Source organism: Streptomyces sp. NPDC001351 (genome assembly GCF_042896045.1).
In the GTDB taxonomy this organism is placed as follows: Bacteria; Actinomycetota; Actinomycetes; order Streptomycetales; family Streptomycetaceae; genus Streptomyces.
Genome location: NZ_JBIAWS010000007.1, coordinates 465,611 through 477,707, shown reverse-complemented (window position 1 = coordinate 477,707; position 12,097 = coordinate 465,611). Strand labels below are relative to the sequence as shown.

Here is a 12,097-nt window from a genome sequence, read left to right as displayed (position 1 = left end):
ATATCGATACAGCCCCGCGCCCCTAAAAGCCGTGCAGTCCCCGGTGGTCACCAGTTCGGGGGGCTTGCGATCGAACGTGCCAGTACGTCGTCCAGGACCCGTGCCGTCTGGGGGACGTCCAACTGGCTGTTGTCGATGATCGGGAGGCCCGAGCCGTACCAGCCCGCCATGCGGCCGTGGATGCGGGCGACCTCCTCGTCGGTGAGGCGGCGGTTGCCGGAGCGTTCCGCGTTGCGTTCCAGGACGATCTCCAGTCCGGGGAGGAGGACGACCGGGAGGAGGCCGGGGCCCACGTGGCGCTTCCAGCCGCCGAGGCCGACGACCGGGCGGTCGGGGAAGACGGCGTCGTCGAGGATGCAGGAGATGCCGTTGGCCAGGAAGTTCCGGGCGGCGAAGCCACAGGTGCGGCGAGCCAGGCGGTACTGCGCCTCCGAGTGGTCGTTCCACCCCGACTGCGGGTCGGCGAAGCCGGAGCGGACCCATTCACGTACGTCGTCGAGGCTGATGTGGGCGGTGGGGACCCGGCGGTGATCCGCCCAGTACTTGGCGACGCTCGTCTTGCCGGCGCCCGCGGGGCCGATGAGCAGCACCGCGAGGGTCGTGGCGGCCGGGTCGGGCGCGGTGGTGGCGGGCGGCGCGCTGGGCATCGCGACGGGGCCGCCGGGGGGCAGCGGGACATGGCCGGTGGTGTCCGGGGCCGGTGGGGCCGGGGCGTGCTGCGGTGCGGGCGGGACCGAGGGCGAGGGCGCCTGGGGGTAGCCCGGTGCCGGGGGCGGTGGGGGCACGGGGGCGGAGCCCTGGTGCGGGCCCGCCTGGTGCGGACCCGGCTGGTGTGCGGCCGGCGACCAGCCTCCGGCCGGTCCGTGCCCCGGCTGATGGGGCGGCGGCAGCGGAGAACCCACTGCGTGCTGCATCCGGTGCCACTCCGTCTCGTTCTTTTGGGCTCGGTTCACCCCCGGGGCGCTGCAGCCGCTGTCGAGAGCCCGACCGCGCTCAGCCCTTCGGGCCTCCGCGCTCCCCCAGAGGGGCCCCCGGACCTCTCGACACCGGCGCGCCCCTTCGGCTCACTCGCCGCAGGCAATTGGCGCTGGCAGCGGGGCCCGAGGCCCGCTCCCTACCGAACGGTACCTGCCCCGGCCGCCGTTTGGTGAACGGCCGGGGGCGGCCCGAAGTGCCCATGTCCGTAAGGCGAATCGGACGGATGACACTCCGGCGGACTTACTCGCCCACTTCGCCGTACGCGGCGAGCAGGACGGCCGGGTCGGGGCTTTCCAGGACGGTCGGCTTGGCCAGGCCGTCCAGGACGATGAAGCGCAGCAGGTCACCGCGGGACTTCTTGTCGACCTTCATCGTCTCCAGCAGCTTGGGCCACTGGTCGTAGCGGTAGTGGAGGGGGAGGCCGACGGATTCGAGGACCGTGCGGTGCCGGTCGGCTGTGGCGTCGTCCAACCGCCCTGCCAGACGGCCGAGTTCGGCGGCGAAGTGCATGCCGACCGAGACCGCGGCGCCGTGCCGCCACTTGTAGCGCTCGTTCTTCTCGATGGCGTGGCCCAGGGTGTGCCCGTAGTTGAGGATCTCCCTGAGACCCGCCTCCTTCAGGTCGGACGAGACGACCTCGGCCTTGACCCTGATGGAGCGCTCGATGAGCTCGGCGGTGTGCGGGCCCGCCGGGGTCCGCGCGGCCTGCGGGTCGGCCTCGATCAGCTCCAGGATGGCGGGGTCGGCGATGAAGCCGGCCTTGATGATCTCCGCGAGTCCGGAGACGTAGTCGTTGACCGGCAGGGATTCCAGAGCCGCCAGGTCGCACAGCACACCGGCGGGCGGGTGGAAGGCGCCGACGAGGTTCTTGCCCTCGGCGGTGTTGATGCCGGTCTTGCCGCCGACCGCGGCGTCCACCATGGCCAGCACGGTGGTCGGGATCGCGATCCAGCGCACCCCGCGCAGCCAGGTGGCGGCCACGAACCCGGCGAGGTCGGTGGTGGCACCGCCGCCGACGCCGACGATGACGTCGGTGCGGGTGAACCCGGACTGGCCGAGCGCCTTCCAGCAGTAGGCGGCGACCTCGGCGGTCTTCGCCTCCTCCGCGTTCGGCACCTGGATGGCGACGGCCTCGAAGCCCTGCCCGGCCAGGTCGGCACGGAGCGCGTCACCGGTCTCGGCGAGCGCCTCGGGGTGGACGACGGCGACCCGCTTGACCTTGTCGCCGATCAACCCGCCGAGCTCGCCCAGCAGTTGACGCCCCACCAGGACCTCGTAGGGTTCGCTGCCCGCGCTCCCGCCGACCTGGATGCGGGTGACTGCCTCACTCATGCTTCTTTCAACTCCAGTGCATCCAGGGCGACTTGGGTGACTTCTTCGGGTGTACGGCCGTCGGTGGCCACGACCGCCGTGGCCACCTCCTCGTACAACGACCGCCGGGCCTCCATCAGCTCACGCCACTGCTTGCGCGGGTTGACGGCGAGCAGGGGCCGGGCCGCGTTCAACCCGGTCCGCCTGACGGCCTCCTCGACATCCATCGAGAGGTAGACCACGCGCCGCCCGGCCAGCAGCGCCCGCGTGTCGGCATCCAGGACGGAACCCCCGCCCAGCGCGAGGACACCGTCGTGCTCGCCCAGCGCCCTGTGCACGGCGGCCTTCTCGATCGCCCGGAAGACCGGCTCACCCTCGTCCACGAAGATCTCCGCGATCGAACGGCCCTCGGCCGCCACGATGTCGTCGTCCGTGTCCCGGAAGCCCACCCCCAGCCGCTCGGCCAGCAACCGCCCGACGGTGGACTTGCCCACCCCCATCGGACCCACCAGCACCACCTGCACACCACTCACCGGATCGCCAGGTGGTCGAGGTAGGACCGCACATTGCGGCGGGTCTCGGTGACCGAGTCGCCGCCGAACTTCTCCGCCACCGCATCCGCGAGGACGAGGGCGACCATGGCCTCGGCGACAATCCCGGCCGCCGGGACCGCGGAGACGTCGGAGCGCTGGTGGTGCGCCTGGGTGGCCTCACCGGTGCTCACGTCGACGGTCTGCAGCGCCCGCGGGACGGTCGCGATCGGCTTCATCGCCGCCCGCACCCGCAACAGCTCACCCGTCGACAGGCCACCCTCCGTGCCGCCCGAGCGGCCCGAGGTGCGCCGGATGCCCTCCGGCGTGCCCACGATCTCGTCATGCGCCTTCGAACCCGGCACCCGCGCCAGCTCGAACCCGTCGCCGATCTCCACGCCCTTGATCGCCTGAATACCCATCAGCGCCCCGGCCAGGCGGGCGTCCAGCTTACGGTCCCAGTGCACATGCGAGCCCAGACCCACCGGAACGCCGTAGGCCAGGATCTCCACCACCCCACCCAGGGTGTCACCGTCCTTGTGCGCCTGGTCCACCTCCGCCACCATCGCCTTCGACGCATCCGCATCCAGGCAGCGCAACGGGTCCGCGTCCAGCCTCTCCACATCGGCCGGGGTCGGGTACACCCCCTGCGGGGCCTTCACCGAGCACAGCTCGACGACATGCGAGACGATCTCGATGCCGGCCGTCTCCTTCAGATACGACCGGGCCACCGCCCCCAACGCCACCCGCGCCGCCGTCTCCCGCGCCGAGGCACGCTCCAGAATCGGCCGGGCCTCCTCGAAACCGTACTTCTGCATACCGGCGAGATCCGCGTGACCAGGACGCGGACGGGTCAGCGGGGCATTACGCGCCAGCCCCGCCAGGACCTCCGGATCGACCGGATCCGCCGCCATCACCTGCTCCCACTTCGGCCACTCCGTGTTGCCCACCATCACCGCAACCGGAGAACCAAGCGTCAGACCGTGCCGCACACCCCCCAGGAAGGTGACCTCATCGCGCTCGAACTTCATCCGCGCACCACGCCCATAACCAAGCCGACGCCGGGCCAGATGATCCGCCACCATCTCCGTGGTGACCGGCACACCGGCCGGAAGACCCTCCAGCGTCGCCACGAGTGCGGGACCGTGGGACTCCCCCGCGGTCAGCCAGCGCAACCTGCTCAACGGTGCTCCTCAGTCGCTCGCGCCCTGGTACTGCCCTGCGTACGCGCGTCCTCGCGTACGGCGACGGCGCGACCAGGTGCGCGGCCCTGGCCCGCCATCCTCGATCCTCCCATGGCAGAGCTTGTGGCCCGACCGATGTCCCAGCAGTCGGACGCATCCGCTTCTCGCCTGATCGATTGACTTTGACGATCCTTGACGGTTACATTACCTCGCCGTGGACACGACAAAGTGGCCATTGAAGCTGAAAGGCCGACCATTGCGTACCCTAGGGCGAATTTTCCTCGCTTTCACGACAGCCTTCGCCGGCATGTTCTTCCTGACGAGCCCGGCACACGCCATTGACGAGAAGAAGTGCTCGGGCACGCAGCACCGTGAATTCTCCACCCACGGCGAGGACGTCGATCTCTACGTGGATCTGTGCGTGTGGCGCACTGGCTCCAGATACGACGCCGAGGCCACCGGAGAGTGGTTCGACGGCGGCGGTGTCCGCAAGTTCGACGCCTTTCGCCTTGAGGTCCGCCTGGAGAAGAACGACGCCGCGATCACCTACAACAGCTGCAACTATGTGAACGCCGTAAACGAAAAGGAACACAGCGGTTTCCAGTGCGGCACCGCCTCGCACACAGGCAGCGGCAACGGCTGGACGGCGGACGGCACGCTGCTGTTCGACTACGACGGTGACGGCAAGGGCGAGTACTTCTGGGATCTGAAGGGGTCGGGGCAGATCTGAGTCCCCTCGCGCTCCGAGTCTCCCGCAATGCGTAAAGCCCGCAATACGTAAAGAGGGAGGGTGCTCACCGAGACTTCGGCGAGCACCCTCTTCCACGTTCCCTCAGGACACGCGGCCTCGGAGCGCTTTCTCCCCGGCATCGCGGATCACGTCCACTGCCACCGCCCGACCCGTCATCAGCGTCACCTGGTGCACAGCCTGGTGCACCAGGAGATCGAGTCCGCTGATCACCGCACCGCCGAACATGGACCAACGTGCCGCCAGTTCGGTCGGCCACGGGTCGTACAGGACGTCGAAGAGGGCGGTGGGGCGTTCCGGTACGGCATCGGCGAGGGCGTCCGTCGCACCGGCGGGGGTGGTGGCGATGACCAGCGGGGCACTCAGCGCCTGCTGCGCTTGCGACCAGTCCGCCGTCCGCAGGTCCACATCGAGGCGCTTGCCCCACTGGCGCATCTCGGCGGCTCGCGCCTCGCTGCGGACGTAGGCGACGATCTCACCGGTACAGACCCGGGTGAGCGCGGCAAGCGCCGAGGAAGCGGTGGCCCCGGCGCCGAGGATCGCCGCGGAGGAGACCTGTGCGATGCCGTGCTCGCGCAGGGCCGCCACCATGCCGGGGATGTCGGTGTTGTCACCGAGGCGACGGCCGCCCTCCGCAAAGACGACGGTATTGACGGCGTCGACGGAGGCAGCTGTCTCGCTGATCTCATCGAGGAGCGGGATGACGGCCCGCTTCAACGGCATCGTGATCGACAGCCCCGCCCACTCCGGTCCGAGCTTCTCCAGGAAACCGGGCAGGGCCGACTCATCGACTTCGAACCGGTCGTACGACCAGTTGCTGAGCCCCAGTTCGGCGTAGGCGGCTCGGTGCAGCGCCGGGGAGAGTGAATGGCCGATGGGCGAACCGAGCACGGCGGCCCGGCGGGCCTCAGTTGCCCGAGGTGGCATTGAACTTGTCCTTGAGCTTCTGGAATTCCTGGTGTGTCTTCGCGAACTCGGTCTTGCTCACTCCGTCGGTCGCCACGAAGTAATACCAGCCCTCGTGGGTCGGATTGAGGGTCGCCTGCAGCGCAACAGTGCCCGGGTTACCGATGGGGCCGGGCGGCAGCCCCTTGTTCGTGTACGTGTTGTACGGGTCCTTGTTGCGGTTGATCTCCCCCTCACTGATGCGGATGTTGCTCGCGCTCTTCAGGTAGTTGAAGGTCGAGTCGAATTGCAGGAATCCATAGGTTTCCGGGTTCGCGCGATTGAGGCGGTTGTAGACGACTTCCGCCATCTTGCGGTAGTCGTCACTGGTCTTGCCCTCGGCCTGAACGAGGCTCGCGACCGTCACGAGCTGGAGCGGGCTGTCGAGCTTCAGGGCCTTGGCCTTTGCCACGAGATCGTATTTAGCGTAGTTCCGGCTCGCCTGGGAGACCATGTCCTTCAGGATCGTCTCGGGCTTCATGCCCTTGGCCGCGGGATACGTGGCCGGGTAGAGGAAGCCTTCCAGGGGGTCCTTGATCTTGCTGTCGCTGTTGGCCCAGCTGGGCAGCCCGAGGGTCTTGTACTCCGTCTTGGCGATCGTCCTGGTGGTCCCGGGTGCGAGCCCGAGCTTCGCGTCGATCGCCGCGTAGACCCCTGCGTTCCGCTGGCCCGGGGTGACCATCACATTGGCCTGGCTCTTGGTGTCGAGCATCATGGCGACCGCGCTGGCCCCGGACATCCGCTTCCTGAGGATGTAGGCGCCGGCCTGGATCTTGTTGCCGTCCGCATTCTGCTGCTGTGCCGTCACGAACGCGTCGACGCTCTTGACGACGCCGGCCTCCTTCAGCCTCTGCCCGATGACGGACCCGAGGGCACCCTTGGGAATCACCACGGTCACCATCTGGCTTGTGCCGTTGCCCGCATAGTCGGGTGCGGCGGCAAAACGATTCTTGTAGTAGTGGTACCCGAGGTAGCCCGCTCCCCCGAGGCCGCCGCCGAAGACCAGGACGACGACCAGGCAGGCGCAGCCGTTGCGTCGCTTCTTCTTGCCGCCGTTCGTGCCCTTCGAGTCGCCGCGCCCGCGTCGGCCCTTCGGGGCGTCGTCATCGGCGTCGTCGCCGTCCTCGTCCGCGAAGAAGGCGTGTTCACCCTGGTCGGGACCCGGGTCCCAGTCGGTCTGCGGCGGCTCGGGCTCGGTCTGCCTGCGGTGGGGCGGCTCCGGCGGCGGATACGCGTCGGGGGTGCCGTAGTAGTCGTGCTGGTCACCACCGTAGGAGGCGGCTGCCTGCTGGGCGTACGGGTCGTGCGGATCCGTGTACTGGACGTGCGTGTGCGTGCCCGTGCCCCAGCTGCCCTGGTCGTACGCCTGCTGGCCCTGGTCGTAGGGCTGCTGCCCCTGACCGGCGTAGTACTGCTGGTCGTACTGCTGGTCGTACCCCTGGTAGTGCTGCTGTCCGTAGGCTGACTGTTCGCCGTTGCCCCAGTCGCCGTAGTGCTGCTGCTGCGGCTGCTCCGGATAGTGCTGTGGCTGGCCGCCGTAGGGGGACTGCGGGCCCACGTGGGCCTGCTGTCCGCCCCATCCGTCGTTCCCGTATGACGGGTCCTCCGGATGCCACGGTTCGGAGCCTTGGCCCCGGCCATACTCAGTCATCGATCCCCTAGAGCCGCGAGGCGGCGGTTACGCGGCTTTCGGCCGGTTCCGTCCCGCCTCTTGCTGTGCAGCCGCTGTTCGAACAGCGGCGCAGACGCGCGGAACGTTACCGTATCGCGATCAGATGACCACTTCGACGCCCTCGCCGGGTGCTTTACCTGACACCCGTTCGGATTCGAGGGCCTGTTGGAGGATGATCACAGCGGCTGCCTGGTCGATGACCGAGCGGCCCTTCTTCGTCTTCACGCCCGAGGCGCGCAGTCCCTGACTGGCCGTCACCGTGGTCATGCGCTCGTCCACGAGGCGGACCGGGACGGGGGCGATGCCCTTCGCGAGTTCCTGCGCGAAGCCGCGAACCTTGACCGCCGCGGGGCCCTCGCTCCCCTTGAGGGAGCGGGGGAGGCCGACGACGACCTCGATCGGCTCGTACTCCTCGACGAGTTGCTTGAGCCGTCGGTGAGCTGCCGGGATGTCCCGGCCGGGAACCGTCTCCACCGGGGTGGCGAGGATCCCGTCGGGGTCGCACGAGGCGACCCCGATGCGGGCGTCTCCGACGTCGACGGCGAGTCGACGGCCTCTGCGCATCGTCACTTCGCGGTGTCCGTGACCAGCCGCTCGACGGCGTCCACGGCCTCGCCGATCGCAGCCGGGTTCTGGCCGCCGCCCTGGGCGACGTCCGGCTTGCCGCCACCGCCGCCGCCGAGGGTCTTGGCGGCCGTGCGCACCAGGTCGCCGGCCTTGAGGCCGCGCTCGCGGGCGGCCTCGTTGGTGGCGATGACCGTCAGCGGCTTGCCGCCCGTGACCGTGAACAGGGCGACCACGGCGGCCCGGCCGCCCTGGATGCGGCCGCGCACGTCGAGGACCAGCTTGCGCAGGTCGTCGGGGGTCGTACCGTCCGGGACCTGGCCGGTGACGACGGCGATCCCGCGGATGTCCTTGGCGGACTCGACCAGACCGGCGGCGGCCTGCAGCACCTTCTCCGCGCGGAACTTCTCGATCTCCTTCTCGGCGTCCTTCAGCTTGCCGAGCATGGCGGAGACCTTCTCCGGGAGCTCCTCCGGGCGGCCCTTGATCAGCTCCTGGAGCTGGGCGACGACCGTGTGCTCGCGGGCGAGGAAGTTGTAGGCGTCGACGCCGACCAGGGCCTCGATACGGCGCACACCGGAACCGATCGAGGACTCGCCGAGCAGCTTGACCAGGCCCAGCTGGGCGGTGTTGTGGACGTGCGTGCCGCCGCACAGCTCCTTGGAGAAGTCGCCGATGGTCACCACGCGGACCCGCTCGCCGTACTTCTCGCCGAACTCGGCGATGGCGCCCTGCTTCTTGGCCTCGTCGATGCCCATGATGTCGGCGCGGACGTCGAGGTCACGGGCGAGGACCTCGTTGATCTTCTGCTCGACGTCGGTCATCACGGCCGTCGGGACGGCCGAGGGCGAGCCGAAGTCGAAGCGGAAGCGGCCGGGCTGGTTCTCGGAACCGGCCTGGGCGGCCGTCGGGCCGAGCGCGTCGCGCAGGGCCTGGTGGGTGAGGTGGGTGGCCGAGTGGGCGCGGGCGATGGCCGTGCGGCGGCGGGCGTCGATGGAGGCGTGGGCCTTCGCGCCGACCGTCACCTCGCCGACCTGGACGACGCCCTTGTGGACGTAGACACCCGGGACCGGCTTCTGGCAGTCGCGGATCTCGATGACGGCACCGGTGTCGACCTTGATACGGCCGGTGTCGCCGATCTGGCCGCCGCCCTCGGCGTAGAACGGGGTGCGGTCGAGGACGATCTCGACCTCGTCGCCCTCGGTGGCGGCCGGCGAGGAGGTGCCGTCGACGAGGATGCCGACGATGGTGGACTCGCCCTCGGTGTCCGAGTAGCCGATGAACTCGGTCTCGCCGGTCTTGTCGGCGATCTCACGGTAGGCGCCGGCGCCGGCGTGGCCGGTCTTCTTGGCCTGGGCGTCGGCCTTGGCGCGCTCCCGCTGCTCCTTCATCAGGCGGCGGAAGCCCTCCTCGTCCACGGACAGGCCCTGCTCGGCGGCCATCTCCAGGGTGAGGTCGATCGGGAAGCCCCAGGTGTCGTGGAGCAGGAACGCCTTGTCGCCGGCGAGGACCGTGCCACCGGAGGCCTTGGTCTCGGTGACGGCGGTGTCGAGGATGTTGGTGCCGGCCTTCAGCGTCTTGAGGAAGGCGTTCTCCTCGGCGAGGGCGACCTTCTCGATGCGCTCGCGGTCGGTGACCAGCTCGGGGTACTGCTGGCCCATCATGCCGATCACGGTGTCGATCAGGTCGAGCACGACCGGGCCGGTGGCGCCGAGCAGACGCATGTTGCGGATGGCGCGGCGCATGATGCGGCGCAGGACGTAGCCGCGGCCCTCGTTGCCCGGGGTCACGCCGTCACCGATGAGCATCACGGACGTACGCATGTGGTCGGTGACCACACGCAGCGAGACGTCCGAGTCGTGGGCGTCGCCGTAGCGGACACCGGTCAGCTCGGTGGCCTTGTTGATGACGGCCATGGAGGTGTCGATCTCGTACATGTTCTGCACGCCCTGCAGAATCATCGCGAGTCGCTCCAGGCCCAGGCCCGTGTCGATGTTCTTGCTGGGGAGCTCGCCGAGGATCTCGAAGTTGTCCTTGCCGATGCCCTCGCCGCGCTCGTACTGCATGAAGACGAGGTTCCAGATCTCCACGTACCGCTCGTCGTTGACGGCGGGGCCGCCCTCGACGCCGAACTCGGGGCCGCGGTCGTAGTTGATCTCGGAACAGGGGCCGCAGGGGCCGGGGACGCCCATGGACCAGTAGTTGTCCTTCATGCCCAGGCGCTGGATGCGCTCCTTGGGCACGCCGACGACCTCGTGCCAGATGCGCTCGGCCTCGTCGTCGTCCTTGTAGACGGTGATCCAGAGCTTCTCCGGCTCCAGGCCGTAACCACCCTTGTCCTGGGGGCTGGTGAGCAGCTCCCAGGCGTGCTTGATGGCGCCTTCCTTGAAGTAGTCGCCGAAGGAGAAGTTGCCGCACATCTGGAAGAACGTGCCGTGCCGGGTGGTCTTGCCGACCTCTTCGATGTCGGGCGTGCGCACGCACTTCTGCACGCTGGTGGCGCGCGGGAAGGGCGGCTTGACCTCACCCAGGAAGTAGGGCTTGAAGGGCACCATGCCGGCCGGGACCAGGAGCAGAGTCGGGTCGTCCGCGATGAGCGACGCCGAAGGGACGACGGTGTGACCGCGCTCCTCGAAGAAGCTCAGCCAGCGGCGGCGAATCTCGGCCGACTCCATCAGTGGTCCTCATTCCGGTTGTACGAGTTGTTCGAGTACGTCTGGTACGTCGAGCCCTCGACGTACTTCGGGCTGTTGCGGTTCTCGATGGCGGGGTAGCGCCGGGGTGCGGGGAGTTCGGGCGCCGCGTTGATACCGAGGGCCTCCCCCAGCTCCTCCTCCCGCAGGGCCATGTTGTCCCGGACGTCCAGCGCGAAGCCGACCGCGCGGTCCTTGAGCCGGTGACCGGCCTCGAGCGCCTTGTTGGCCGCGGACGCGGCGAGGTTCTCGGGGGTCAGCTGCTTCAGCTTGCGATTGACCTTGGTGGTGGCCCACACACCGGCGGCGACGCCCGTGGTGAACCAGAACGTACGGCGGAACATCGCTGGTCTCAGTCCCTCTTCCCACGGAGGTTTCGCTTGCCCCGCCGCGCGGCCGGGACGGTCCGGCCCACGATCACGGTACGCCTGGACTCCTTGGCGGGCACGTCGTCCCGGCGGGCGCCCAGGGCCCGGCGGACGCCGTAGCCGAACGCCGCGACCTTGACCAGGGGGCCGCCGAAGGTGGAGGCGACGGTGGTCGACAGCGCCGACGCGTTCGACGTGACCTCCTGGACGTCCGTGGCGATCGCGTCGACCCGGTCGATCTGGGTCTGTGCGGAACGCACCGCCGCGGAGGCGTCGGCCAGCAGCGGGACGGCCTGGTCGGTCACGTCCGCCACGAGCTTGGTGGTCGCCTTGAGCGTCTGGGCCACCCTCGCCAGCGCGACGGCGAGGAAGGAGACCAGGATCGCCCAGAAGACGGCCACCAGGATCCCGGCCACCTCTCCACCGGACACCACGTGCACCCGCTCCCTGGAACATGCCTGAACATCGAAAAGTCGTAGGCCGAGCCTATCGCGCCGGGGACGGGGCTCCGCACCGGATTACCGTCCGCCCTCTGCCGAGTTGTGCGAAGCGATTGTACGGACTGAATACGGATCAGCACGCTCCGTATCCCCTGCGGGCTCATCAGCGCGGCGACGGCTGCGTACGCGGCGATCTCCCCCTGGAGCTCGATGCGTTCGTGGGACGCTCGGCCGAACTCGCCGGGCTGGTGGGGGCGGTCGGCGCGGCTCGTCTGGTGACGGTGACGGGTGCGGGCGGGGTCGGAAGTCACGGCTCGCGGCGCGGGCGCTGACCGACCACACCATGCGGCCGCCGTGCGCACATCTCGCCGAGCGTCAACTCCTGCTCGCAGCGGACGGGTTCGAGCATCCGGTGGAGGCGTGTGCCCCTCTGGTGGGCGAGTTGCTCGGGCAGCTGCCCGGGCTGCGGGTGCTCGCGGTGGGGCGCAGGCCGCTGACGTGGCGGGTGAGCACGTGTTCGCGCCGGCAGGGTGGCCACGCGGGAGGAGGCGGATCTTCCGAAGACGAGCGGGACGAGGAGTGCCTGACGGTAGGGGCCAGGCTGGTGCGCGTGCACATGCACGAACCCGCCGCCTCCCGCACCCACAAGGGCGGGGAGACGGCG

The 12,097-nt window shown here is 69.4% G+C and carries 11 protein-coding genes and 1 pseudogene; 2 read left to right on the top strand and 10 right to left on the bottom strand.

The window, feature by feature from the left end:
- Positions 1-47 precede the first annotated feature (47 nt).
- From ACFY1U_RS27500 to aroC, 4 genes are all read right to left on the bottom strand, one after another.
- The gene (locus tag ACFY1U_RS27500; protein WP_390696775.1) at positions 48-914 is read right to left on the bottom strand and encodes a Pro-rich N-terminal domain-containing protein; all 867 of its coding nucleotides are present in this window, start codon (positions 912-914) and stop codon (positions 48-50) included.
- A gap of 304 nt (positions 915-1,218) precedes the next feature.
- Positions 1,219-2,310 carry a 3-dehydroquinate synthase gene (aroB, locus tag ACFY1U_RS27495; protein ID WP_390696774.1) on the bottom strand — a complete coding sequence of 364 codons (1,092 nt, stop codon included), beginning with the start codon at positions 2,308-2,310 and terminating at the stop codon, positions 1,219-1,221.
- Complete coding sequence (locus ACFY1U_RS27490; protein WP_390696873.1) at positions 2,307-2,789, bottom strand: shikimate kinase; 483 nt, start codon at positions 2,787-2,789, stop codon at positions 2,307-2,309. Before ACFY1U_RS27490 ends, aroB begins: the two co-directional genes overlap by 4 nt.
- A gap of 29 nt (positions 2,790-2,818) precedes the next feature.
- The gene (gene aroC / locus ACFY1U_RS27485; protein ID WP_390696773.1) at positions 2,819-4,003 is read right to left on the bottom strand and encodes a chorismate synthase; all 1,185 of its coding nucleotides are present in this window, start codon (positions 4,001-4,003) and stop codon (positions 2,819-2,821) included.
- A 214-nt stretch (positions 4,004-4,217) separates the two neighbouring features.
- On the opposite strand from aroC, the gene ACFY1U_RS27480 reads away from it, so the two are divergent.
- Positions 4,218-4,733 (top strand): hypothetical protein, encoded by a 516-nt coding sequence (locus ACFY1U_RS27480; protein WP_390696772.1) that lies wholly within the window; start codon positions 4,218-4,220, stop codon positions 4,731-4,733.
- A 102-nt stretch (positions 4,734-4,835) separates the two neighbouring features.
- Here ACFY1U_RS27480 and ACFY1U_RS27475 read toward each other — a convergent pair whose 3' ends face one another.
- From ACFY1U_RS27475 to ACFY1U_RS27450, 6 genes are all read right to left on the bottom strand, one after another.
- On the bottom strand, positions 4,836-5,678 hold the full coding sequence (locus tag ACFY1U_RS27475) for a shikimate dehydrogenase (RefSeq protein ID WP_390696771.1): 843 nt from the start codon (positions 5,676-5,678) through the stop codon (positions 4,836-4,838).
- Positions 5,659-7,347 carry an endolytic transglycosylase MltG gene (gene mltG, locus ACFY1U_RS27470; RefSeq protein WP_390696770.1) on the bottom strand — a complete coding sequence of 563 codons (1,689 nt, stop codon included), beginning with the start codon at positions 7,345-7,347 and terminating at the stop codon, positions 5,659-5,661. The genes ACFY1U_RS27475 and mltG overlap by 20 nt, the downstream gene beginning before the upstream one ends.
- 120 nt (positions 7,348-7,467) lie before the next feature.
- A complete protein-coding gene (ruvX, locus tag ACFY1U_RS27465) occupies positions 7,468-7,932 on the bottom strand; it encodes a Holliday junction resolvase RuvX (RefSeq protein ID WP_390696872.1) in 465 nt (154 codons plus the stop codon).
- A gap of 2 nt (positions 7,933-7,934) precedes the next feature.
- Positions 7,935-10,607: an alanine--tRNA ligase gene (gene alaS / locus ACFY1U_RS27460; RefSeq protein WP_390696769.1), complete on the bottom strand. Its 2,673-nt coding sequence runs from the start codon at positions 10,605-10,607 to the stop codon at positions 7,935-7,937.
- On the bottom strand, positions 10,607-10,969 hold the full coding sequence (locus tag ACFY1U_RS27455; RefSeq protein ID WP_351466613.1) for a hypothetical protein: 363 nt from the start codon (positions 10,967-10,969) through the stop codon (positions 10,607-10,609). The genes alaS and ACFY1U_RS27455 overlap by 1 nt, the downstream gene beginning before the upstream one ends.
- Positions 10,970-10,977: 8 nt before the next feature.
- Entirely contained in the window at positions 10,978-11,424 is a 447-nt protein-coding gene (locus ACFY1U_RS27450; RefSeq protein ID WP_351466611.1) for a DUF948 domain-containing protein, read from the bottom strand.
- 161 nt (positions 11,425-11,585) lie between these two features.
- Here ACFY1U_RS27450 and ACFY1U_RS27445 point away from each other — a divergent pair.
- A pseudogene (locus ACFY1U_RS27445) lies at positions 11,586-11,929 on the top strand (regulator); the annotation flags it as partial.
- Positions 11,930-12,097: the final 168 nt, after the last annotated feature.

What these genes read in the sequence shown, in the direction of transcription:
- ACFY1U_RS27475 (WP_390696771.1), bottom strand. Translation starts at nt 5,678, where the DNA reads ATGCCACCTCGGGCAACTGAGGCCCGCCGGGCCGCCGTGCTCGGTTCG.
- ACFY1U_RS27490 (WP_390696873.1), bottom strand. Translation starts at nt 2,789, where the DNA reads ATGGGGGTGGGCAAGTCCACCGTCGGGCGGTTGCTGGCCGAGCGGCTG.
- alaS (WP_390696769.1), bottom strand. Translation starts at nt 10,607, where the DNA reads ATGGAGTCGGCCGAGATTCGCCGCCGCTGGCTGAGCTTCTTCGAGGAG.
- ruvX (WP_390696872.1), bottom strand. Translation starts at nt 7,932, where the DNA reads ATGCGCAGAGGCCGTCGACTCGCCGTCGACGTCGGAGACGCCCGCATC.
- aroB (WP_390696774.1), bottom strand. Translation starts at nt 2,310, where the DNA reads ATGAGTGAGGCAGTCACCCGCATCCAGGTCGGCGGGAGCGCGGGCAGC.
- ACFY1U_RS27455 (WP_351466613.1), bottom strand. Translation starts at nt 10,969, where the DNA reads ATGTTCCGCCGTACGTTCTGGTTCACCACGGGCGTCGCCGCCGGTGTG.
- ACFY1U_RS27500 (WP_390696775.1), bottom strand. Translation starts at nt 914, where the DNA reads ATGCAGCACGCAGTGGGTTCTCCGCTGCCGCCGCCCCATCAGCCGGGG.
- mltG (WP_390696770.1), bottom strand. Translation starts at nt 7,347, where the DNA reads ATGACTGAGTATGGCCGGGGCCAAGGCTCCGAACCGTGGCATCCGGAG.